The 24,196-nt window shown below is 63.9% G+C and carries 19 protein-coding genes; 17 read left to right on the plus strand and 2 right to left on the minus strand.

Annotated features, from left to right (window positions below; all coding sequences use genetic code 11):
* The first annotated feature begins 506 nt into the window (after positions 1-506).
* The 4 genes from Q8R75_RS01925 to Q8R75_RS01940 all read left to right on the plus strand — a co-directional run bounded on the left by Q8R75_RS01925 (position 507) and on the right by Q8R75_RS01940 (position 6,878).
* Positions 507-2,498 (plus strand): acetyl/propionyl/methylcrotonyl-CoA carboxylase subunit alpha, encoded by a 1,992-nt coding sequence (locus Q8R75_RS01925; protein ID WP_305627159.1) that lies wholly within the window; start codon positions 507-509, stop codon positions 2,496-2,498.
* A gap of 182 nt (positions 2,499-2,680) precedes the next feature.
* The gene (locus Q8R75_RS01930) at positions 2,681-3,064 is read left to right on the plus strand and encodes a response regulator (RefSeq protein ID WP_305627158.1); all 384 of its coding nucleotides are present in this window, start codon (positions 2,681-2,683) and stop codon (positions 3,062-3,064) included.
* Positions 3,061-5,952, plus strand: coding sequence for a CHASE domain-containing protein (locus tag Q8R75_RS01935; RefSeq protein WP_305627156.1), 2,892 nt, complete (start codon positions 3,061-3,063; stop codon positions 5,950-5,952). The genes Q8R75_RS01930 and Q8R75_RS01935 overlap by 4 nt, the downstream gene beginning before the upstream one ends.
* Before the next feature lie 44 nt (positions 5,953-5,996).
* The gene (locus tag Q8R75_RS01940) at positions 5,997-6,878 is read left to right on the plus strand and encodes a neutral zinc metallopeptidase (RefSeq protein ID WP_305627154.1); all 882 of its coding nucleotides are present in this window, start codon (positions 5,997-5,999) and stop codon (positions 6,876-6,878) included.
* Between the two features lie 167 nt (positions 6,879-7,045).
* Here Q8R75_RS01940 and Q8R75_RS01945 read toward each other — a convergent pair whose 3' ends face one another.
* A complete protein-coding gene (locus tag Q8R75_RS01945; protein ID WP_305627152.1) occupies positions 7,046-8,056 on the minus strand; it encodes an NAD(P)-dependent alcohol dehydrogenase in 1,011 nt (336 codons plus the stop codon).
* A gap of 147 nt (positions 8,057-8,203) precedes the next feature.
* Here Q8R75_RS01945 and Q8R75_RS01950 point away from each other — a divergent pair, with 147 nt between their 5' ends.
* Complete coding sequence (locus tag Q8R75_RS01950) at positions 8,204-9,397, plus strand: TIGR03790 family protein (RefSeq protein WP_305627150.1); 1,194 nt, start codon at positions 8,204-8,206, stop codon at positions 9,395-9,397.
* Here the strand turns inward: Q8R75_RS01950 and waaA are convergent.
* Positions 9,390-10,691, minus strand: coding sequence for a lipid IV(A) 3-deoxy-D-manno-octulosonic acid transferase (gene waaA / locus Q8R75_RS01955; protein WP_305627148.1), 1,302 nt, complete (start codon positions 10,689-10,691; stop codon positions 9,390-9,392). The two genes, Q8R75_RS01950 and waaA, sit on opposite strands and share 8 nt — an antisense overlap.
* A gap of 396 nt (positions 10,692-11,087) precedes the next feature.
* On the opposite strand from waaA, the gene Q8R75_RS01960 reads away from it, so the two are divergent.
* Genes Q8R75_RS01960 through Q8R75_RS02015 form a run of 12 tightly spaced genes read left to right on the plus strand, consistent with a single transcriptional unit; the run spans position 11,088 to position 24,195 of the window.
* Positions 11,088-12,626 (plus strand): lipid II flippase MurJ, encoded by a 1,539-nt coding sequence (locus tag Q8R75_RS01960; RefSeq protein ID WP_305627146.1) that lies wholly within the window; start codon positions 11,088-11,090, stop codon positions 12,624-12,626.
* Positions 12,623-13,435 carry an aldolase/citrate lyase family protein gene (locus tag Q8R75_RS01965; RefSeq protein WP_305627144.1) on the plus strand — a complete coding sequence of 271 codons (813 nt, stop codon included), beginning with the start codon at positions 12,623-12,625 and terminating at the stop codon, positions 13,433-13,435. The genes Q8R75_RS01960 and Q8R75_RS01965 overlap by 4 nt, the downstream gene beginning before the upstream one ends.
* A 60-nt stretch (positions 13,436-13,495) precedes the next feature.
* Positions 13,496-15,349 (plus strand): asparagine synthase (glutamine-hydrolyzing), encoded by a 1,854-nt coding sequence (gene asnB, locus Q8R75_RS01970; RefSeq protein ID WP_305627142.1) that lies wholly within the window; start codon positions 13,496-13,498, stop codon positions 15,347-15,349.
* Positions 15,350-15,370: 21 nt separating this feature from the next.
* On the plus strand, positions 15,371-15,925 hold the full coding sequence (locus Q8R75_RS01975) for a sugar transferase (RefSeq protein WP_305627140.1): 555 nt from the start codon (positions 15,371-15,373) through the stop codon (positions 15,923-15,925).
* Between the two features lie 55 nt (positions 15,926-15,980).
* Positions 15,981-17,153 (plus strand): acyltransferase, encoded by a 1,173-nt coding sequence (locus Q8R75_RS01980; RefSeq protein WP_305627138.1) that lies wholly within the window; start codon positions 15,981-15,983, stop codon positions 17,151-17,153.
* Positions 17,150-17,884, plus strand: coding sequence for an imidazole glycerol phosphate synthase cyclase subunit (locus Q8R75_RS01985; protein ID WP_305627136.1), 735 nt, complete (start codon positions 17,150-17,152; stop codon positions 17,882-17,884). The genes Q8R75_RS01980 and Q8R75_RS01985 overlap by 4 nt, the downstream gene beginning before the upstream one ends.
* A gap of 7 nt (positions 17,885-17,891) precedes the next feature.
* Positions 17,892-18,497 (plus strand): imidazole glycerol phosphate synthase subunit HisH, encoded by a 606-nt coding sequence (gene hisH, locus Q8R75_RS01990; RefSeq protein WP_305614896.1) that lies wholly within the window; start codon positions 17,892-17,894, stop codon positions 18,495-18,497.
* Between the two features lie 7 nt (positions 18,498-18,504).
* Positions 18,505-19,719, plus strand: a complete 1,215-nt coding sequence (locus tag Q8R75_RS01995; protein ID WP_305614895.1) for an N-acetyl sugar amidotransferase — start codon at positions 18,505-18,507, stop codon at positions 19,717-19,719.
* Between the two features lie 60 nt (positions 19,720-19,779).
* Complete coding sequence (locus tag Q8R75_RS02000; RefSeq protein WP_305614894.1) at positions 19,780-20,562, plus strand: class I SAM-dependent methyltransferase; 783 nt, start codon at positions 19,780-19,782, stop codon at positions 20,560-20,562.
* Positions 20,559-21,599, plus strand: coding sequence for a sulfotransferase (locus tag Q8R75_RS02005; protein ID WP_305614893.1), 1,041 nt, complete (start codon positions 20,559-20,561; stop codon positions 21,597-21,599). The genes Q8R75_RS02000 and Q8R75_RS02005 overlap by 4 nt, the downstream gene beginning before the upstream one ends.
* Positions 21,600-21,618: 19 nt before the next feature.
* Positions 21,619-22,971, plus strand: a complete 1,353-nt coding sequence (locus Q8R75_RS02010; protein WP_305614892.1) for a hypothetical protein — start codon at positions 21,619-21,621, stop codon at positions 22,969-22,971.
* A gap of 3 nt (positions 22,972-22,974) precedes the next feature.
* A complete protein-coding gene (locus Q8R75_RS02015; RefSeq protein ID WP_305614891.1) occupies positions 22,975-24,195 on the plus strand; it encodes a hypothetical protein in 1,221 nt (406 codons plus the stop codon).
* The last annotated feature ends 1 nt before the right edge of the window (position 24,196 follow it).

Below are 24,196 nucleotides of genomic sequence, written 5' to 3' on the forward strand. Positions count from 1 at the left end.
GCGCAGTTCCATGACATGTTCGAGAACATACTGATTGCAGGAGACCTGGCTTGTTCAACAAGATACTGATCGCAAACCGTGACGACTCGCAGCGCGTGCCCTCACCCCGACCCCTCTCCCGCTGATGCGGGAGAGGGGAGAAGTCGGCGCTCGGTGGTGTCTCCCTCGCCCGCCTCAGCGGGAGAGGGTGGCGCGCAGCGCCGGGTGAGGGCAGCGGACGCGTTTGCCGCGCAGTTCCATGACATGTTCGAGAACATACTGATTGCAGGAGACCTGGCTTGTTCAACAAGATACTGATCGCAAACCGTGACGACTCGCAGCGCGCGCCCTCACCCCCTGCTCCTCTCCCGCTGATGCGGGAGAGGGGAGTAGTCGGCGCTCGGCGGTGTTCCCTCGCCTGCCTCAGCGGGAGAGGGTGGCGCGCAGCGCCGGGTGAGGGCAGCGAGCTCTTTTGCCGTCCAGTTCCATGACATGTTCAAGAACATACTGATCGTAGGAGACCTTCCGTGTTTAAAAAGATACTGATCGCAAATCGCGGCGAGATTGCGTGCCGCGTCATCCGCACGGCACGCCGCATGGGTATCGCCACGGTGGCCGTGTATTCCGAAGCCGACCGCGCCGCGCTGCATGTGGAGCTGGCCGACGAAGCCGTGTGCATTGGTCCGGCGGCGGCGCGCGAGTCCTATCTGGTGATCGACAAGATCATCGCCGCCTGCAAGGCGACCGGCGCCGAGGCGGTGCACCCGGGCTACGGTTTCCTGTCGGAGAACGAAGCCTTCTGTGCTGCGCTGGAACGCGAGGGCATTGTGTTCATCGGACCGAAGGCGCACGCCATCGGCGCCATGGGCGACAAGATCGCGTCGAAGAAGCTGGCGAAAGAGGCCGGCGTGACCACCATTCCGGGCTGGAATGACCCGATCGAAAGCCCGGAGCGCGCGGTCGAGATCGCGCGCGGCATCGGCTATCCGGTCATGATCAAGGCCAGTGCCGGCGGTGGCGGCAAGGGTTTGCGGGTGGCGTTCAACGATGCCGAGGCGCATGAAGGTTTCGCCTCCTGCGTCAATGAGGCGAAGAATGCCTTCAACGACGATCGCGTGTTCATCGAGAAATTCGTCGAAGAGCCGCGCCACATCGAAATCCAGGTGCTGGGCGATGGCCACGGCAACGTGGTGTATCTGAACGAGCGCGAGTGTTCGATCCAGCGTCGTCATCAGAAGGTGATCGAAGAGGCGCCGTCGCCGTTCATCGATCCGGACACCCGGCGCGCGATGGGCGAACAGGCGGTGCGGCTGGCCAAGGCGGTGCAGTACCAGTCTGCCGGTACGGTCGAGTTCGTGGTCGGGCGCGACAAGTCGTTCTACTTCCTCGAAATGAACACCCGGCTCCAGGTCGAGCACCCGGTGACCGAACTGATCACCGGCCTGGATCTGGTCGAACAGATGATCCGCGTGGCGGCGGGCGAAAAGCTCGCTTTCACACAGGCCGACGTGAAGCTCGAAGGCTGGGCGATGGAAGCGCGCATCTGCGCCGAAGACCCGGCGCGCGGTTTTCTGCCGTCGGTCGGTCGGCTGATCCGCTACCGTCCGCCGGTCGCCAGCGACCGCGTGCGCGTCGACACCGGCGTGTTCGAAGGCGGCGAAGTGTCGATGCATTACGATTCGATGATCGCCAAGCAGATCTGCTACGGCGCCACCCGTGCCGAAGCGATCGCGCAGCTGCGCGACGCGCTCGACGCGTTCTGCATCCGCGGCCCGAACCACAACATCGCCTTCGTGTCGGCGGTGCTCGGTCACCCGCGCTTCGCCTCCGGCGACTTCACGACCGCCTTCATCGCCGAAGAGTATCCACACGGTTACGATCCGGCGACCGCCGCGTACGAGGACGAGGCGTTGCTGGTGGCGGTGGCTGCCACGGTGCACCAGCGCTACATCGAACGCGCGTCGCGCATCGTCGGACAGTTGCCCGGACACGAATTCCGCATCAGCCCGGATGCGGTGGTGCGCCTGCGCGGCGTTGAACACCGGGTGCATATCGAAAACGACGGCGACCACCACGCGGTGCTGATCGACGGCGTGCGCCACCGAATGGTGAGCGACTGGCGCGTGTCCGAACCGGTGTATCGCGGCGAGATCGATGGCCGCCCGTTCACGCTGCAGGTCGAGCGCGTCGGCCTGCGCTACCGGCTGCAGCACCGCGGCGCGCGCGTTGACGCCGAAGTGATGAGCGAGCGCGCCGCCGAATTGCTCCAGCGCATGCCGGTCAAGGCCGCCCCCGATCTGTCGCGCTTCCTGCTGTCGCCGATGCCGGGCCTGCTGCGCGAAGTCGCGGTGAAGCCGGGCCAGGCGGTCAAGGCCGGCGAACGGCTGGCGGTGATCGAGGCGATGAAGATGGAAAACATCCTGCGCGCCGAACGCGACGGCGTGATCGGCAAGGTATCGGCGCAGCAGGGCGAAAGCCTGACGGTGGACCAGATCATTCTGGAATTCGCAGCCGACTGAGCCATGGCTGCGGCAGCAGTGCCGCAGCCATGGCTCAAGTCCGCGGCTCCGGGTGTCGTTAAACTTTACTGCCTCCCATTTCTGGCGTAACGACACTTCCGGACCCATGAATTTCCGACACTTCAGCCCCGCCCGGCCGCGGGTGGCAACCGGCCGTTCGCGCGTCGGCGGGGTACGCTGACATGCGCGCCCGGATCATGCTGGTGGAAGACCAGCCCGAGATTCGCCAGTTGATACGCATGACCCTCGAGTTCGGTGATTTCGAGCTGGCCGAGGCGCCGGATGCGGATGCCGGCTGGACGCTGTTGCAGCAATGCCCACCCGACCTGATCCTGCTCGACGTGATGATGCCGGGCTCGATGGACGGTCTCGAGTTGTGCCGCAGAGTGCGCCAGCATGCGGCGTTGCACGCAATTCCAGTCATCCTGCTCACCGCACGCAGCCAGCAGCGCGACATCGAGATCGGCTTCGAAGCCGGTGCAAATGCCTACCTGACCAAGCCCTTCAGCCCGATGGAACTGCTGGACCGCATCGCCGGGTTGTTGAATCCGCCTGACGCGAAATGAACCTGTACGACCGGGTGTCTGCCGAAACGTCCGGCGCATCCGGCAACGCCGTGCCGCCCTTGGCGCGCGCGCTGCGCGATCCGTCGCTGCTCGCCTGGCCGGCGCTGGCGCTCGGCATGCTGGTCACGCTGGTGATCACCTTTCTGCTGTGGGACAGGCTGGCCCAGGCCACGGCCGAGCGCTTCGACAACGAGGTCGACAAGGTGGTCGCCCAGATCAGCCTGCGCATGGAGGCGCACGAGAACATCCTGCGGGCGGCGGCCGGCCTGATCCAGGCCAGCGACGAGGTGACGCGCGCGGACTGGTACAACTACGTAAATCAACTGGGGCTGGAGCGCAACTTTCCCGGCGTGCTCGGAGTGGGGTTGTCGCTGCGCGTTCCGGCGGCACAACTGGCTGCTCATGAAGAGACGATCCGGCTCAATGACATGCCGGCCTATGCGGTCTGGCCGAAGCACGAGCGCGACGAGTACCACAGCGTCGTGTTTCTCGAGCCGCTGGATGCGCGCAACTTCAAGGCCATCGGCTACGACATGTATTCCGAGCCGGTGCGGGCCACCGCGATGCGGCGCGCGCGCGATACCGGCAACGTGGCGCTGTCCGGGCGGGTGACGCTGGTGCAGGAGGGAAAGGGGTCGATACAGCCGGGCTTCCTGCTGTACTACCCGCTGTACGCGCGCGACGAGCAGGCCGACACGCCGGCCGAACGCGGCCGCGCACTTCTTGGCTTTATCTACAGTCCATTCCGTGCGCACGATCTGTTTGGCGACATCCTGCTCGGCTTCGCCGACAAGGTGGTCGTGATGATCCACGACGGACGGGGCGTATCGCCCGCCACGCTGCTGTACAGCAGCGCCAACGACAAGCCGGTTTCGTCGCTCGAAGCGGTGCGCGAGATCGAGCTGGCGGGGCATGCGTGGACGGTGCGCCTGCGCGCACCGGCTGATTTCAGCGCCGACCACCTCGTGCTCTGGCTGGTTCCGCTGATGGGTGCCGGCCTGAGCGCGCTGCTCTTTTACCTGCTGCGCCTGCTGGCGACGACGGCGCGTGCCAATCGCAGCGCGCACGCGATGACGCAGGCGCTGACCCTCAGCGAATCCCGTCTGGTGACATTGCTCGATACCGCTGCCGACGGCATCGTCACCACCGACGAATCCGGCATGGTGCTGACCGTCAATCGTTCGGCCGCCGAAATGTTCGAGATCGGCATCGATGCAGTGATCGGGCTGCCGCTGGCGCGCCTGCTGCCGATGTTCGATGCCGCATGGTTTGCCGGCCAGGCGGACCCGCACTCGATCGGGCTGCGCTGGCGCTTCCGGCAGGACGTGCAGGGCGTACGACGCTCGCGACGTTTTCCGGTCACCGTGTCGGCCAGCCGCTTCAACCTGCACGGGCGACCGGTGTATTCGCTGCTGATGCGCGATATCACCGAACAGGTGGAGGCGCAGACGCGCATGCGTCTGCACGACCGCGCGCTCGAATCGTCGAGCGAGGCGGTGATCATCCGCGACGTTCAGCGCGGCGGTTACCCGGTGGTGTATGTGAATGCGGCGTTCGAACGACTGACCGCCCGTGTGGCCGACGAAGTGATCGGCCGCACCTTCACCCTGGCGTCGGGAGAACAGAACCCGGAGCACGTGCTGGATGAAATGCGCTGGGCGATCGCTCACCAGAAGCCGTTCAGCACCACGGTCGACGTCAGGCGCGCCGACGGCCGGTCGATCTGGGTGGCGCTGTCGTCGTCTCCGGTGCGCGATAACGAAGGCCGGGTCACGCATTACGTCGACGTGTTCGGCGACGTGACCGAGCGCATCGAGTTCGAACGCAAGCTGATCCGCCGCACCAACCGGCTGCACACCGTGTTTTCGTTGTCGCCGGACGGTTTCGTCACCTTCGACGTGGCCGGCACGCTGACCAATGTGAATCCGGCGTTCCTGCGCATGACCGAACTGGCGCAGTCCGAACTGATCGGTCTCAGCGCCGCCGCATTCGACAGCCGGCTGGCCCGGCTGGCCGACCCGGACAAGCCGTGGCCGGGACTGGTACTTGATGAATCGACCGCCGAACCGCAGCGCCTGTGGCTCCGGCTGCCCGAACCGCGGGTGCTCGAGCGCAGTGCTCGCGTGGCGCCCGAGGGCCGCTCCGAGACGGTGTTGTACTTCCGCGACATCACGCAGCAGTTCGAGGTCGACCGCATGAAGAGCGAGTTCCTTAGCACCGCGGCACACGAACTGCGTACGCCGCTGGCGTCGATCCTCGGCTTTGCCGAACTGCTGATCAACCGCGAGTACGACGAGCAGGCGCGTCGGCGCATGCACACCATCATTCATCGCCAGTCGCGCGTGCTGGTCAATCTGATCAACGATCTGCTCGACCTGGCGCGCATCGAGGCACGGGCAGGGCAGGATTTCCGGTTCGAAGATCTGTCGGCGAAGGGTGTCATCAGCGCCACGCTGGAAGCGCTGACCATGCCGGACGACAGCCATACCGTGCGGCTGGACATGCCGCCGGCGGTGCCGCGCATCCGGGTCGATCACTCGAAGATGGTGCGCGCGCTCGGCAACGTCATCACCAACGCCTTCAAGTATTCACCGGGCGGCGGCGAGGTGGTGGTGACGGTGTGCGAAGCCCTGCGCAATTCGCGCCTGATGGCCGGCATGTGCGTGATCGACCGCGGCATCGGCATGACGCCGGACCAGCAGGCGCGCATCTTCGAGCGTTTCTACCGCGCCGACCCGTCGGGCAACATTCCGGGCACCGGTCTGGGCATGTCGCTGGTGAAGGAAATCATGGATCTGCATGGCGGCGAGATCGAAATCGAAAGCGCGCCGGGGCTCGGCACGACGGTGACACTGTGGCTGCCGGTGATGGACACGGCGACCACCTGATCCTCGAAGTTCTGCCATGATCCGCGCATTCATCGGAGATTGACATGCGACTGGGCGACGGGCGGGAAAGCGACAACATCGAGGACCGCCGGGGCGCACGTGGCGGCGGCATGATGGGGGGCGGCGGGCGCAAGATCGGTATCGGCACCATCGTGCTGGCGCTGGTGGCGATGTATTTCGGCGTCGATCCGTCAGTGGTGCTCAATATGGGTGCCGGCGTGCCGCAGACTTCGCAGCAGGCGCCGGTGTCACCCGGGGTGCAGTCCACCGGTCGGGCCGAAGACGATGCACTGGCGCGTTTCACCGCACAGGTGCTGGCTGACACGGAAGACACGTGGAACGAACTGTTCCGCGCCGGCGGCAAGCAGTACCGCGAACCGAAACTGGTGCTCTACACCGGCGGCACGCAGACCGCCTGCGGCACCGGGCAGGCGGCGATGGGGCCGTTCTACTGCCCGGGCGATGAGCGTGTCTATCTTGACCTCGACTTCTACCGCGATCTGCAGGCGCGCTTCGCCGCGCCAGGCGATTTTGCGCAGGCCTACGTGATTGCGCACGAAATCGGCCATCACGTGCAGCACCAGCTGGGCATTGCGGAGAAGGTGCAGGTCACGAAGCAGCGGGTCAGCGAGCGCGAAGCCAATCAGCTGCAGGTGCGCATGGAACTGCAGGCCGACTGCTTCGCCGGCATCTGGGCGCACCACGCCGACCGCTCGCGCGGCATTCTCGAGCAGGGTGATATCGAAGAGGCGCTGCGCGCCGCCTCCGCCATCGGCGACGACACGCTGCAAAAACAGGCGCAGGGCTATGTGGTGCCGGAAAGTTTCACCCACGGCAGCGCCGAACAGCGCGTGCGCTGGTTCAAGCGCGGCCTCGACAGCGGCGAAATGAAGGCCTGCGACAGCTTCGGCGCGCGGGCGCTGTAGCCGCCCCGGTGGACGCGGCCGCTGGGGTGCGGCGCGATGGTCACCGCACTGATCGCGACGGGGGCGGAGCGGGGATTTCGGCGAGCACTGCTCGCCGCCCGCAGAGCCGGCTGGCCATGCAGGGCCAGCCGTGGATCGTCGCTCCCACGGGCCGCTCCCGCCGCCGCTCAGCCGATGCTCACGACAACCTTGCCGACGTGGGCCTGGCTCTGCTGATGTGCAAGCGCCGCGCGTGCTTCGTCGAAGCCGAACACGCGGTCGATGACAGGGTGGATCTTGTGCAGTGAAATCACGCGGTTCATCGACTCGAACATTTCACGCGAGCCGACGAATACGCCGCGTACCGTCGAGGTGGTGAACAGCAGCGGCAGCGGATTGATCTCGCCGCCGGTCAGCACGCCGATTAGATGCGCCTGACCGTTCTGGCCGAGCGAAGCGATCGAGCGCTGCAACGTGCCCGGGCCGCCGACTTCGACCACGTGGTCGACGCCCACGCCGCCGGTGGCCGCGCGCACTTCCTGATCCCAGTCCGGATGGCTGCGGTAGTTGATCAGCGTGGTCGCGCCGAGCGCCTTCGCCTTTTCGAGCTTGGCATCACTCGACGACGTGGCGATCACCTCGGCGCCCGCTGCTTTCGCCAGTTGCAGTGCGAACATCGACACGCCACCGGTGCCGAGCACCAGCACGCGGTCGCCAGCGCGCAGCGGGACCGGACCTTCGAACAGCGCATTCCACGCGGTCACGGCGGCGCACGGCAGGGTTGCCGCTTCCTCGAAGCTCAGGTGAGCCGGTTTGGCCACCAGCGATTCCTGCGGGAACAGGCGGTATTCGGTCAGCACGCCGGGCGCGGTGCCGCCCAGCGTCTTGCCGAAGTAGTCAGGCTGCAGCCGACCGGCGATCCAGGTTTCGAAGAAGGTGCCGATCACGTGGTCGCCCGCGGCAAAGCGATCAACGCCCGCACCTGTCTCGACCACTTCGCCTGCGCCGTCGGACAGCGGAACCAGATCCTTGGAGTCGACGCCGGGATACAAACCCTGAAGGATGAACAGATCGCGGTAGTTCAGTGACGCTGCGCGCATCTTCACCAGCACCTGACCGGGACCGGGGCGCGGCACGGCGGCGTCGATCATCGTCAGGCTGTCGGCATTGCACTGCTCAAGATAGGCTTGGTAACGCATTCGTGTGAACCTCCGTTTGATATTTTCGTGGGCGCAGGGACCGGGCTGCTTTGCGATGGTGCCATGCCCGGGTGCGGTCAGGTGTCTCGCACACGGCCCGCCTCTATGTAGACTGACGACCTTGCCGGATTGCCTTCCGAACGCGACATGCCGAAATTCCCGTCCTGCCTGCGCCACCTGCTGCCGGCCCTGCTGCTGTTCTGCGTACCTGCTGCAAACGCCCTCGGCCCTGGCGAACTTGCGATCATCGTCAATGTATCGGATCCGGCGAGCGTCGAAGCGGCCGCCTACTATCGCCAGCAGCGCGACATTCCGGCCGCCAACGTCATCGAGGTGAGCTTTCCGCACGAGCGCGGCGCGTTGTCGCGCGAAGAGTTCGAACGTGTCCATGCCGAGGTCGGCGCGAAGCTGGCGCCCGGCATCAAGGCCTTCGCACTGGCCTGGACGCGTCCGTGGCGTGCCGGATGCATGAGCATCACTTCCGCCTTTGCCTTCGGCTACGACGAAAGCTTCTGTTCATCGACCTGCGGCCCGACGCGGCCGAGCGGCTACTTCAACAACGGCCGCAATGCGCCCGAGAACGCCGCCATGCCGCGGCCGGCCATGTTGCTGGCGGGCGAATCGGTCGAGCAGGTGAAGCGCCTGATCGACCGCGGCGTGGCCGCCGACTACAGTTATCCGAAGGGCACGGTGTATCTGGTGCGCACCGAAGACACGGCGCGCAATGTTCGCTCGCTGCTGTTCGACGAAACGATGGCTCAGGTGCGTGGCCTCCAATTCGCCAGCCCGAGGGCGGCTGAAGCGTTCGGCCAGCAGGACGTGATCGGCTACTTCACCGGCGCGGTGCGCGTGCCGGCGCTGCCGACGCTGGGCTTTCTGCCGGGCGCACCGGCCGACCACCTGACATCGGTCGGCGGCACGCTGCTCGACAATACCGCGCAGATGAGCGCACTCGAATGGCTGACGGCGGGCGCCACCGGCAGCTACGGCACGGTGATCGAACCCTGCAACCACCTGGGGAAATTCCCGCACCCGGGCATCCTGATGAGCATGTACGCGGAAGGCGACACGCTGATCGAGGCCTACTGGAAAAGCGTCGCCTGGCCGGGCGAGGGCGTGTTCATCGGCGAGCCGCTGGCGCGCCCGTTCGGCACCCGCACCGTGCGGGATGAAGCGGGCTGGTGGGTCGAGTCACATTCGGCGACCGGCCGGCGCGCAGCGATCGAAGTGGCGCCAAGCGTGGTCGGGCGCTACCGCACGGTGGGTTTCGTAACCTTGCCCGCCGGTTATGCGAGGCAGAAGCTCCCGGTGCTGTCGGCGGGTGCGGTCAGGGTCAGATGACCGGAGCGCAGGGCGGGCGATCACCGTCTGCCAGCCGGTCGAGCCGGGGCTGCAGCAGGGGTCGGATCAGGGCCATGCAGCGTCCGGTCGCGCCACGATGCGAGGCCGCAAAGGCGCGACCTTCGTCTGACATGGTTTTCAGCGATGCCGGATCCGCAAGCAACCGGCATGTGGTCGCCGCCATCTCGTCGACATCGGCTGCGCGCAGCGCGGCGCCGGCAGCGAGTGCATCTTCGGTGGCCTGGGCGAAGTTGAACGTGTGCGGTCCGATGATTACCGGACAACCTGCCGCGCAAGCCTCGATCAGGTTCTGACCGCCCAGCGGCAACCAGCTGCCGCCGATGACCGCCAGATCGGCGAGTGCGTACCAGGCGAACATTTCACCCATCGAATCGCCGAGCCACACCCGGTCGTTGTCGCCCGGCAGCGTGCCGGCACTGCGCCGTGCCAGCGTCAGGCCGCGACCGGCCACCAGGCGCGCAACCGCGTCGAAACGCTGCGGGTGCCTCGGCACCAGCGCGATCAGCACGTCATCCGGCAGGCAGGCTTCGAGCGCCGTCAGCAGCAGCGTCTCTTCGCCGTCGCGCGTGCTGGCCAGCAGTACGATGCGGCGCCGGCCCAGCGCCGCGCGCCAGCGCTCGCCGAGAGCGAGTTGATCCGGCGGCGGTGACAGGTCGAACTTGAGGTTGCCGGCGACCGTCACCGCCCGCGCGCCCAGCGCGCGCAGTCGCCCGGCGTCCGCCTCCGTCTGGGCTGCAACGCCCGACAGGCTTTGCAGCATGGCGCCGACCAGCGACGGCAGACGCGCATAGCGGTGCGCCGATCGTTCGGACAGGCGGGCATTCGCCAGCACCACCGGCACGCCGGCGCGTCGGCATTCGGCGATCAGGTTGGGCCACAGTTCCGTTTCCAGCAGGATGCCGATGGCCGGACGCCAGACGCGCAGGAAGGCCCGCTGCGACCACGGCAGATCCCACGGCAACCACGCCAGCGTCACCGCGTCGCCATACAGCGACTGTGCGGTGGCCCGACCGGTCGCCGTGGTCTGGGTCAGCAGGATGCGGGCGTCCGGCCAGCGGGCGCGCAGGGCGTCGATCAGCGTTTGCGCGGCCCGGGTTTCGCCGACCGACACGGCATGCAGCCAGATGGTGGACCGCAGGGTGACCGCACGAAAAAATCCCAGCCGTTGCATGATATTCCGGGCATACCCCGCTTCGCTGCGCGAGCGCCAGAACAGCCGCAGCAGTGCCAGCGGCAGCACCAGGATCCAGAGGGTTGAATAAAGGAAGCGCATGCGTAGGTCGGCCGCAGTTCGGGGAAGCAAGGCGCCATGTTGTCCGGGGGCTCCGAATCGTACAGCGATGCGGTGACCTGACAAGACAGTCATGCGGCAGCGGAGTGCGTCCGTTCCATCGGCCGGGATGTGTGGCCACCTTCGGCCGCCCGAACACCGGTGGTCGGCCTGGCGGCTTTGCTGCCCAGCTTCAAGCGGCGGCGCGCTGCGTTTGTCGCCAGCCTGTTAATATTCGCACGTGCTCGCAAAGTGTTTCTGCGGGCTCGTCTGTGCGTTGGTCCAGAAGCTGCACCGCGGGTAGCACGCCCGCCCCGTCAGAGGCTGGGTTCGCCTCGCCGCTCGCGTAGGCAGCGGTTTCCGCTTCTTCAGACCTTACTTATTGATGGTTCTTTTTCGATGAAGGGCAACGCGCCCGTACCCGCCGGCACGAGTGGTCGCGGCGATGCGATGCTGCGCAGTACGCTGGTCGTAGCCGGCCTTGTCCTGCTCGGCCGGGTCACGGGATTCGGCCGGGAGTGGTTGATTGCACTGCGCGCCGGCGCAACGGACAGCACCGACGTCGCAATCGTCCTCCTTACATTTCCGGATCTCATGGTCAACCTGCTGCTCAGCGGCGGGCTTGCAGCTGCCCTGGTTCCGGCCTTCAAGCGACTTGAAGGTGGCGCCGACACAGCGCTGTTCTTGCAGGCATCCCGACTCGTCGGCGGGCTGTTCCTGCTGCTTGCTCTGGTGCTGTTCGCGCTGGCTCCGCAGATGCTCGGCGTTCTCGCTCCGGGTTTGCCTGCCGCGACGCTCGCGCCTCACGGCAACGCTTTTCGTCTCATGACTGTGGCGCTGCCACTGGCCGCGCTGTCCGGCGTCGTGGTGGCGCTGCTGAATGCGAACGGGCGCTTCGCAATCGGTGCTGCGGGAACACTGGTGTTCAACCTTGCAGTCATCTCCTGCCTGCTGATGGCGGACGCTGACAAGACCGTGCTGGCCATCGCTGTTGGCGTGACAGGGGGGTGTCTGCTGCGGCTGCTGATGCAGGCATCCGAACTCAGGCACGACTGGATCGCGCCGACTGAGCGCAAAAACCTCATCGACCGGTCGTTGATCCGGCATTTTCTGGGCAGTTTCAGCTTCATCACCATTCTGGTGGCGCTGCCACCGCTTGCCCGCGCCATCTCGTCACTCGAAGAGGCGGGCGCGCTGTCCCTGTTCAACTACGCCTACAAGTTGGTCGAGTTGCCCATGGGGGTGGTGATCGGGTCGATCAGCACGGTATTGCTGCCGCGTCTTGCCGCTGACGTTGCCCACGGTACGCGTGATCGCGTGCAGGCAAACCTGGCGCTCGGCATGCGGGTGGTGATCGGCATTTCCATCGGCATCGCGATTCCCGCGGCAATATTTTCGGATACGCTCGTGCAGCTTGCCTTCTTCAAGGCATCGTTCGAGTCCGGACAGGTCGAAGCCTTGTCGGTGCTTGCGGCGATCGGTTTTGTGTCCCTTCCGTTTCAGGGCTTGCTGACCATCTATGGTTCGGCGTTCGCGGCCAGCGGCCACACGCGCCCACTGGTCGTGACGGCGGCCATCATGCTCGTCGCCGTCGCAGCCACAGCCCCGATTGCCCGCAACCTGCTGGGTCTGCCCGGGGTGATGGCCGCTTATGCCGGCGTCTATGCGCTGGGTGCCGTCCTGTTGTCGTGGCAGGCGGGCAGGCGATTCGGTCCTGGCACTGTTCCGCTCGCCTTCAGGGACGCGCCGAAGGCTCTTTTACTTCCCGCATTGATTGCGGCGGGTATCGCGCTCCTTGGCGACCGCAGCAGCGATGGTCTGCTTGCCCGCGCTGCGTGGGCCAGTGCGTCCTTCGCGGCATTTCTGGCCAGCGCCGCGATCCTCGATGGCAGACTGCGTGCATCGTTTGCAAGGTCCACGAAAAAGAGTGCCTCATGATGAAACTGATGATGATCGTCAATCGGCCCGACATTGCACGGTTCGTTGCGCAATGTGGAGTCGATCGTATTTTTGTGGATCTGGAATACCTGGGAAAGCAGGAGCGACAGGGGCATCTGGATACCTGGGTTTCGCGCCATGTTCCGGCGGATATAAGCCGGGTAAGGGATGCGATCGGCGACACCACGCTGCTGGTGCGACTCAACCCCTGGCATGCGGGTTCAAGCGAGGAGATCGAAGACGCGATTGCCCGCGGGGCAGATATCCTGATGCTCCCCATGTTTCATAAGGTGAGCGAGGTAGAGGCCTTCTGTGCTGTGGTCGGCGGTCGCTTGCCTGTCATCCCGCTGGCGGAGACAGCCGCGGCACTCGACGTATTGCCCCAGGTCGCAAGCGTGCCCGGTGTTGCGGAAGTCTTCATCGGTCTGAACGACCTGCATCTTTCGCTTGGGCTGAAATTCATGTTCGAACCGCTGGCCGAAGGTCTGCTTGATGGCGCGGCCGCGCAGCTGCGCCAGCTCGGTGTTCCGTTCGGATTCGGCGGGCTGGCGCGGGTCGGTGAAGGGCTGCTGCCCGCTGAGCGCATCATCGGAGAACACGTCCGCCTGGGTTCGAGCTCCGCCATCCTGTCGCGTACCTTTCACCGACAGGCGGCGGATGTTCAGGCCATGCAGTCCGAGATGGATTTTCCGGGGGAGCTCGCGCGACTGCGCGCGGCATTCGACGAATACAGCAAGGCGGATGACGCCACCCTCGCGGCGAATCATGCGGAAGTCGTCCGCATCGTCCGCGAAATTGCCGGCAGATAGATTTCACTGACAAGGCCTCGCGCGTGCGCGCAGGTCCTCGGCCCCCTACGGAGCAGATCGATGTGCGGAATATTCGGCTATTACGACCGGCACCACGTCCGGATGGACGATGCAAGACTGCAGGCCATGGGACGCCTGCTTCGTCACCGGGGGCCTGACGACACCGGCGTCCGCGAGCGTGACGGCATCGCCATCGGCAACCGCCGCCTCTCCATCATTGATATCGCAGGAGGCCACCAGCCATTTGTCTCGGACGACAAAACGATTGCCATTGTCCAGAACGGCGAGATATTCAATCATGTAGAGCTGGCGGCGGAGCTGTCCGGCACCCCGTTCGAGTGCCGGACCCATTCCGATACCGAAGTTTTGCTCCGCCTCTACGAGCGTGATGGCATCGACTTCCTGCACCGTCTCAATGGCATGTTCGCCATTGCGATCCACGACGCGCGAATCGATACGCTGTTCCTGATACGCGACCGCATCGGCGTGAAGCCGCTCTATATCCACGACGACGGCACGCGGCTGTGCTTCGCCTCGGAAATCAAGTCACTGCTGAGCGCCGGTGTGCCGCGGAAGATGGACCCGGTCGCACTGCACCACTACCTGACGTTCAACTACGTCCCGCCACCTCACACGCTGTTCGAAGGCATTCGCCACCTGATGCCCGGGCATCTCGCACGCATCGATCGCGCGGGCTGTACCGAATCGCGCTGGTGGTCACTGGCCGACCAGCAGGCCGAAACGCGCACGGAAGGCGACTGGATCGATGCCTTCAATGAAACGCTGGACGACGCCGTGCGGCTTCGTCTGCGGTCGGATGTACCTTTCGGCGCCTTTCTTTCCGGCGGGGTGGATTCGAGCACCGTGGTGGGCATGATGAGCCGTCACATGACCGAGCCCGTCAATACGTATGCCATCGGATTTCATGAGGAGCGATTCGACGAAAGTCCCTATGCCGCCCGGGCGGCCGAACTGTTCGGCACCCGGCACACGCTGCAGAAGGTCGATGCAGACATGCTGGACCTCTGGCCACTCGCCGTGTGGCACTGTGACCAGCCGCACGGAGATGTGTCTTTCCTGCCCACTTACCGGGTCGCCCAGCTCGCCGCACGCGAGGTGAAGGTGGTATTGACCGGCGACGGAGGCGACGAGCTTTTCGCCGGCTACGACAAGCACCGCAATTTTTTCGCCCGTCCGACGGCCGCCTCAGCGTCCGATGCCGATTTCCGGCACGCCTATCACGCGAATCTCAGCCTGTTCGACGAAGCCGCAAAGCGCACCCTTTACTCGGGCACGCTGTCCAGGCAGATCGGTGACGTCGATTCCCGCAGCGTCACCGATCCGCTGTTCGACGATGCGCGGCACATGGACCGCATCAACCAGGCGCTGTACATCGACATGCAGCTGCTGCTGTCCGGCAACAATCTGGTCAAGCCCGACAGAATGGGCATGGCGGTATCGCTTGAGGCGCGTACGCCCTTTCTCGACTACCGGATGATGGAACTTGCCTTCCGCATGCCGGGCTCACTCAAGCTGAAGGACGGCGAGACGAAGTACCTCTACAAGAAGGCCGTGAGCTCGCTGATCGGAAATGATCTGGCCTATCGCCGGAAGCAGATGTTCACGGTTCCGGTCGGCGAGTGGTTCCGCGACAGCCTGTCCGGCTTTGTCGAAGAGGTTCTGCTCGGCGAACGAACCATCGGGCGGGGATTGTTCGATCCGAAGGTGGTCCGGACATTGATCGACGAACACCGGGGCAGCAAGACCGATCGGACGCGCGAACTGCGCGCGCTGATCGCCGTCGAGCTGTGGGCGCGTACATTCATCGATCCGACCGACTTCGTTGATGTGGCGGCCCCCGACTTCCAGTCGCTGGGTCTCGATCTTCGAACGGCGCCCGTTGCCCGTTCCTGAACGGACCCTGTGCATCAACACATGAAACGTCTGATCGACATTGTTTTCGCACTGCTCCTGCTGGCGCTGATCTGGCCACTGCTCGTCGTGCTTGCGCTGATCGTGCGAACCGACTCGCCCGGCCCCGTGGTGTACCGGCAAGTCAGGGTCGGCCTTCACGGGCGCTCGTTCGGGATGTTCAAATTCCGCAGCATGGTGATCGACGCCGACCGGATCGGTGGCTATCAGACGCACCAGGGCGATCCGCGCATCACGCGTTCAGGCAGATGGTTGCGAAAGACCAGCCTGGACGAATTGCCGCAGTTGTTCAACGTACTGCTCGGCGACATGAGTTTCGTCGGGCCGCGCCCTGACGTACCTGCGCAGCGAGAACTTTATTCGGAACAGGACTGGGCATTGCGAACATCGGTGCGCCCCGGCATCACCGGGCTGGCGCAGGCAACGCTGCGGTCCGAAGCCAGGGCTGGGCAGCGGCTCGCGCTTGACCTCGAGTATGTACGCCGGCAATCGTTCTGGCTCGATCTGAAAATACTGGTGATGACCGTGCGTCAGGTGCTCGGCAAAGGCAGCTACTGATGGGCGCTCGACGGTCGCACCTTGTGCGGATGTCACCCTGGCGGAGTGATGCGCTGTGACCCCCGTCGCGACGCCGCGCATGCACGCATTCGATCTGCTGCGAGGCTGTTGTGCCATCGCAGTCGCGTGCTACCACCTGCTCACCTGGCAACACGTGGTAACCCTGGACGCGATCGGTCTGTATGCGGTCTATGTGTTCTTCGTGCTGTCCGGCGCGAGCATCACGCTGGCCTACGCGGACAAACTGCGCACGCTGGCGGATTTCCGGTCATTCATGGCGATTCGCTATCTGCGGCTGGCGCCGCTTTACATGGCGGTACTGGCGCTGGCCATGGCGTATCGGGTCGTGGCCCGGGACAACGACGCGCTGCTGCACAAGGCGCTGCAACTGCTGCCGAACATCACGATGCTGTTCGGAGTCGGCAATCCCGGCGCATCTTCGCTCGTCATTGGTGGCTGGTCGCTCGGCATAGAGTTTCTTTTCTATCTGCTGTTTCCTGCATTCCTCGTCTGCGCGTCGCTGGCCCGAGGCAAACCCTGGCTTGCTGCAGCGATGCTCGCGCTGACGCTGTTGATCCAGCAGGGTTTCGTCAACAGCGTGCTTCAGTCCGGGATGGTCCGGTTCAGCGATCACGTGTTCGCCTATACGCAGTTCGCCGCATTCATTGCCTACTTTTCCGGTGGTTGCGCCATCGGCATGTTTCTGCGCTCCAGGCCGGGGCGTCGCTGGAGTGCGTGGGCGTGGATACCTGCCATCGCGTTGCTGGTACTGCTTTTTGCCGATCACACGAGCCCGCAGGCAAGCATGCTGACCGGACTGGAGGGGGGCGGCCGTGCGATGCTGACGGTACTTGTGGTCCTCGCGTGGAGCCGACTCCCGGTAGGAGATATCATGCAGAAGTTCTCGGGCAGCCTGGGCGATGCCAGCTACGGAATCTATCTTCTGCACCCGGTCCTCTTTCACGGTTTCGCCGCACTCGGTGGAAACGGCGGTTTCCTTCCGGCGTTATCCCAGGGTGCGAACGCAGCGGTGCTCTGCGTGATGATTGTGGTGTGTTCGTTCGTGCTGTCGATCGCCTTCCATCGTCTTGTCGAAATGCGTGTGCTGCGCTGGGGCAAGGAGCGATTCGTCTTCGACCATGCCGCGCGCGGCCACACCGGCGTGCCAGCCGCGGCAACCGGACGCACGCCGGAATTCAAGACGGATCGACACGAAAGAACCCCATGAGAGTCATCGCAAAACTTGACGTCAAACCGCCCTACGTCGTTAAGCCGGTTCATTTCGAGGGACTGCGCAAGATCGGTGAGCCGGCGGAGCTCGCGCGGCAGTACTACGAGCAGGGTGCAGACGAGATATTTTATGTGGATATCGTTGCGTCGCTGTATCGCAGGGAGATTCTGTTCGATGAGATCCGCAGAGCCTCGGCCGATATCTTCGTACCGTTTGCCGTCGGAGGAGGGATACGTTCTCTGGACGATATCTCGCGCATGTTCCACAGCGGCGCCGACAAGGTCACCCTGAACACCCACGCTGTCCAGCAGGAGCCCGACCTGATCGACCGCGCGGCGCGAACCTTCGGCTCGCAAGCCATCGTCATCAATGTCGAAGCAAAACGCTGGGATGGCTGGTGGGAGTGTTACACCGATTGCGGCCGCGAGCGCAGCGGCAAGGATGTGATGCCGTGGATACGCGAGGCGGAACAGCGCGGAGCGGGCGAGATTCTGGTGCAGTCGGTCGACTGTGACGGCCGTCGTGCGGGTTTCGACATCGAGCTGATTTCGCAGGTGAAGAACAGCGTTTCGGTTCCGGTCGTGGCGGCCAGCGGCGCCGGAAGTCTGGGTGACATCGTCGCCATGGCGCGCAAGGCCCGTCCGGATGCCGTTGCGGTGTCGAGCGTGCTTCACTATGGTCTTTGCAGCATCCAGGACATCAAGAACGCACTGAAAGACGGAGAGTAAAGGTCACATGTCGAGAACGATCGGTGTCGTGGATTACGGCTCGACGGGAAACATCGAGAGCATCCGCAAGGCGCTTGTCGCGGCGGGTGCGCAGGTACGGATCATCGACAACGCCTGCAATCTTTCAGGTGCAGACAAGCTCGTGCTGCCTGGTGTCGGCAGCTTTGCAGAGGCCATGCGGCAGGTTCGCGAGCGCGGCATGTTCGATCCGCTGATCAGTGCGGCGGAATCGACGCCTGTGCTGGGCATCTGTCTTGGCATGCAGATGCTGGCCAGAGTCGGCTACGAGTTCGGCGAAACGCCCGGTTTCGGCCTGATAGATGGCGAAGTGAGGCCGGTGATCTGCAAGGCAGCCATACCGCATATCGGTTTCAAGCAGGTGCGCACGATCGGCGATTCGCCGCTTTTTCGCGGCCTGGCCAGCGACGCCGAGTTTTACTTCATGCACTCGTACGAGTTCGTGAATTACACCGATGTGTCCGGCCTGACCATCCACGGCGAGCACCAGTTCGTCTCTGCCGTTGCGAAGAACCACCTGTTCGGCGTTCAGTTCCATCCCGAAAAAAGCCGGGACGCCGGTATTCGACTGCTGAAGAACTTCGTTGAGCTCTGACAAGATCATGACTGCCACACAGGGAAAGTACGGACTTCCTCTCGAAGTGAAGTTCTGCCGGAAATGCACGATGAGCAATCAGCGTCCGGCTTCAACGGTCGAGTTCAGGAACGTCAGGGGACAACCCAAGCAGTCGCTTGTGTTCGACGAGCACGGCGTCTGCGACGCCTGCAAGTTCGCCGAACTCAAGAAACAGATCGACTGGAATGCACGCGAGCAGCAACTGGTCGAACTTTGCGACCGTTTCCGCCGCAGTGATGGCCGCTACGACGTCGTTGTCCCTGGCAGCGGCGGCAAGGATAGTGTCATGGCGGCGCACGTGCTCAAATACAAGTATGGCATGAACCCCATCCTCGTGACGTGGCCCCCGGCCATCTACACCGGCATCGGACAGCTCAACTTCAACAAGTGGCTCGACATCGGGTTCGCCAATTACACGTATCACCAGAATCGCAAGGTGCACCGGATACTCACGCAACAGGCTTTTCTCAATCTGTGTCATCCATTCCAGCCCTTCATCCTCGGGCAGAAGAATCTGGCGCCCAAGATGTCGGCGCTGCTCGACATTCCTCTGGTCATCTTCGGCGAGAACGAGGCGGAGTACGGAAACCCGATCGTGGACAACGAGAAGCCGACGCGCGATCCGAAGTACTACAGCGCCGAGGGCCGTCTGGATGATCTGTACCTCGGCGGCGTGAGCGCCCGCGAGCTGATGGATCGCTACGAATTCACCAAAGCCGATCTCGAGGCCTACTTGCCGGTCGATCCCAACCGTCTTCTCGAAACCGGCACCGAAGTTCACTACCTGGGTTTCTACCTGCGCTGGCACCCGCAGGAAACGTATTACTTCGCTGTCGAGCATTCCGGATTCGTGCCGAACGTCCATCGGACCGAAGGCAGCTACAGCAAGTACAGTTCGCTGGACGATGAGATCGACTGGCTTCACTACTACACCGCCCATGTCAAATTCGGCATCGGCCGTGCGACCTACGATTCGGCGCAGGAAATCCGCAATGGCGACATCACGCGTGACGAAGGCATCGCCCTGATCAAGCGCTACGACGGTGAATATCCGCATCAGTACCTGGCCGACTGTCTCGAGTACATGGACATCACCGCCGATCAGTTCCATGCAGTGATCGAGGACGCTCGCACGCCGCACCTGTGGGTGAAGGACGGCGAACAATGGCGCCTGCGCCAGCCGATCTGGGAAAAAGGGTGATCGGCCGTCCGGCGGGCAGCTACAAGCACCTCTGCAATTCACACTGAATGGACACGCACGATGGTCACCGATGATCCGCGCAAGGGCTACTGGAACGAGGCGTACTACAAGTACTGGAAGTCGCGCGTTGATGAAGCCGGAGTCGGTAGCAGTCAGGTCATCAAGGGGGATGCCAATACCGAGGATGACGACGTCTATCGGGCGTTGTTCTCGACCTATGGTTTCAACAGCGGGCGCGTGCTCGAGGTCGGCTGCGCATGGGGCCGCATGTTTCCTTTGTACCTGGCACACGGCCTGACGCTCAGTGCCGTCGATATTTCCGCAGCGATGGTCGGGGCCGCCAGTGAGCGGTGGGCGGGACATCCCGACATCGAGAGCATCCAGGAGTCGCCCGCCGAAAGCCTGCCTTTCGATGACTGTACGTTCGACAATCTGGCCTGCATCGCGACCTTCGACGCAACTTTCCAGGATCAGGCCCTGCGCGAGTTCCTTCGCGTGACCAAGCCCGGTGCTCGCCTGTTCTTCACCGGCAAGAATGATCTTTATCACCGCGATGATCAGGCTGCGCTGGACGCGGAAATCGGTGCGCGGCGCAAGCAGCACCCGAATTTCTTCACGGATACGCGCCGCATGGTCGAACTGCTGCAAGCTGAGGGACACAAGGTCGACGCCTTGCTGTGCTTTCCGCGCCGCGGTGACTTCGCCAAGGCGGCTTACGTGACGCCGCCTCCGGATCATTTCTACGAATACATGATCGTCCTCACGCGGGGACCGGTGGTCGGTGACTTTCCGCCGTTTGCCAGCGAACATTCGAAAACTTTCCTCGCCGGTGAGCACGGATGATGAGCAGTGCGACCCACGCCGGCACGGTGGATGACACTGAGCCCATCATGATCTCGGGCGTTTACCGATCCGGGACCACCTTCCTCACCGCCATGCTCGGTGCGCACCCGGAGATCCGGGCGTCCTCGTCGACGGTCAAGTTCCTTCGCTTCTGCCTGAACCGATATGGCGATATGGGCGTCCGGGAAAACCGTGCGGCATTGATCGCCGACACGCACGCGCGCATTCGCAAGCGCTGGAAGCTGTCCCTTGATGAACAAGGCATCCTGCGCCAGGCTGATCTTTCAGCGTCGCCGAGCTACGCTCTGATGTACGACCTCATCATGCAGGACATGCTCGGCCAGGGAGCGGGGAAGCGCGTTCGATGGGCCGAAAAACTGGCCGCCCAATGGGAAGACATCCCGATCTTTCTGCAGATGTTCCCGCGCGGCAAGGCCATTCACATCTTCCGCGATCCGCGCGATGTCGCGGTGTCCTACAAGTTGATGACCTTCGAGCCGGGCAATACCTTCCTTGATGCTGCGTTCAATTTCCGGGGTTCGGCGGAGTACCTCGAGCAGCTGACGCAACAGTTTCCGGACCGCGTGCTGGCTGTGCGCGCCGAAGATGTAGCGCGGGCGCCCGAGCACCACGCACGTCTGATGTGCGATTTTCTCGGCCTGACGTACTCGCCGTCGATGATCGATGCCGGCAAGCTGCAGGCCGATGGCGAAGACTGGGCGTCGAACACGTCGTTCGGCACGACCTACAAGACATTGCCGGACGCGCGCCCGCGCTGGCCCGAACACCTGAGCCGTGCGGAAACCATTTTCATCGAACTCGTCTCGCAACCCCATTTCTCCCGTCTCGGCTATCAGACTTCAGGTTTCATCCCCGACAAGGGAGAGTGGGACCGGATGTTCGATTTCGTCACCGAGCCTTTTCTGGACGAACGATTCCGCACCTGGCTGACCACGGGACGAGGCTCGCAGGGCTATCGCACGGACCCCTACGAGTACGAGATGCGCCTTGTTTTCCCGGAACGCTTCGCAGGATGAACGGGAACAGGGGAACGCGATGACCGGAACCGTACATATCGTCCACGCGATCGACACCGAAGGTCCGCTTTACGAGTCGCTGCATGCCAAGTTCGAGCGACTCGAAGACCTTTTCGGCATCGTGGGCATCGAACCGACGCCCGGCAACCTTCGCAGACTGCAGGAGGGCGAGATCGATCTCGGCGATCGCACCGACGCCGTGCGAAGCATGCTGCGCAGCCACCGGGCCAACACGCTGGGTACCTGGACTGAAATCGACCAGATGCTGGAAGTTGCCTGTTCGCGCGAATTCCGGCACCGATATCCGGACAGTCAGGGGCGCGGCTGGGCCTACACGTGGTTCTGCATGGACCACGTCGGCTATCTCGAAAATCCGCGCAAGCGCGACATCGGCCATCACAATGTGCACGACCATTACACCGCACTCGTGAGCCGGCAGGCCTGGGCGCGGGATTCGGTCGAGTTCCATTTCCATCCCATGTCGACCTACCGCGATGCTCACCGCTGCGCGACGCATTACCTGCGTACCGACGATCTTTACCAGATTCTTTGCCGCCGCATCATCGACCGCGGTTTTTTCCCGTCCTCCTACCGTGCGGGTTTTCAGGCGGAACGACCCGACAGCCACTGGTTTCTGGAACAGTTCATCCCGTATGACATTTCCAACATGGCGACGGCGGACACGTCCGACATCGACGCTTCGATCGACTTCAGGAACGGACGCTCCGGCAACTGGCGCAAGGCACCGCATGACTGGACGGTCTATCACCCCGATCACGACGACTATCAGGTGCCCGGGCGCTGCCGCAGACTGATCGGACGCGCACTGAACCTGAACAGCCGGATCGCCCGGATGACGCAGGACGAAATGGATCAGGGGTTCGCGCGCGCGCGCAACGGCGAGGACGTGCTGATCGGATTATGCAGTCACGACTGGCGTGATCTCGTGCCTGAGGTGGAAAACGCCTTCCGCTTTCTACAAGAAGCGAAATCGAGGTATCCGGAGGTGCCCTTCCTGTACAGCAGCTGCCGCGACGCATTTCGCGCGCAACTGCCGCCGGATCGGGCCGCTGAAGCGCCCCTGTCCATGTCGCTTCGGTTTCAGCCGGAGCAACCCGGTCGGGACGTGCCATACATCGAAGTCCGAACGGAACAGGGTACGGTCTTCGGGCCTCAACCCTTTCTCGCGATCAAGACCCGGTCCCGCCGGTACATCCACGACAATTTCGACTTCGACACGTCGGGCCGTGTCTGGTACTACGCCTTTCACGGCGACACGCTGCCGTGGTCCGACGTCGATACGATCAGTGTCGCAGCCAACGACATGATGGGAAACACGGTCGTACTGCGTCACGACAACGAGGATCGCTGACCCGTGCGGCGGCACACGGTCAAGGTACTGATCGCCTGCTACGGCGGAGGGCACGTACAGAGCCTGCTTCCCGTCGTTCGCCAACTGTCGGATCAACCGGACATTTCCGTCACGGTGCTCGGCTTCACCACTGCCCTGGCGACATTCCGGAGTGCGGGCATCGCGGCCGACGGCTACTGTTCGCTGCTCGACGCCGACGATGCGCCCTGGCTTTCCCAGGCGCAGACCTGTGTTGAAAAACCGCTTCATCCGGATGTTTCGGAGCAGGATTCGGCTGCTTACTACGCACTCGGATTGCGCGATCTGCACATCGACCATGGCGCGGACAAGGCCCGCGAACTATTTGCCCGCGACGGCCGCAAGGCCTTCATGCCGGTGCATGCAATGCGTCGCCTCCTCCGGCGATCCACGCCCGATCTGGTGGTTGCCACTACAAGTCCGCGTTCAGAACTGGCGCTGGTGCGTGCCGCCCGGCTCGAGGGCATCGAATCGCTGGCCGTGTCCGACCTGTTTCTTCAGCATGAGTCGTCCTACATCTGCGCGCCGGGCTATGCGAACCACCTGACGGTGATGGCCGCGGCAGTGGGTGAAGACATGGCACGCAGGGGTTTTCCTGCCGAACGTATCCACGTCACCGGCAGCCCGGCGTTCGACAGCCTTTTCGACGGCACGCATGCGGCGGCGGCCGCCTCGCTGCGCCAACTGCTGGGCATGGGCGATCATCAGAAGCTGCTGCTGTGGGCCTGCCCGTCCGCACCCGTGTCGCTGATCGGAAAGCCGTTCATCGACACGGCTTCGATGATCGCCTTCCTCGAGGCGTACTGCGACAAGTGGCCGGACACCCGGTATCTGATCCGCCAGCATCCCAGCAAGCCGGTGGTGCCGCCGGGAACCCCGCTTCGACGCGGTTCGGTCTGCCCACCCGGCGTCACGATAGAAACCTGCCTGCACGCGTGCGATCAGGTCATTCTGGAAACGTCCACGGTCGGGCTCCAGGCTGCGCTGCTCGGCAAGCCCGTCGTCACCGTCGGCGCCGGGGACTATCCGCCTTACGCGGCATACGGGCTCGCCGTTGATGTTCCGGTGCTTGCCGAAGCGGGCGCTGCGCTGCGCCGGATGACAGCGCCGGATCTCGCTCGGCTTGCCTACCCCTTGCAGGAGCGCGCGACCGACCGCGTAGGCCGACTGGTGCGCGAACTCGCCGGTCTGGACGGTGTGAATTGAC

This window comes from Methyloversatilis sp., assembly GCF_030696805.1.
In the GTDB taxonomy this organism is placed as follows: domain Bacteria; phylum Pseudomonadota; class Gammaproteobacteria; order Burkholderiales; family Rhodocyclaceae; genus Methyloversatilis.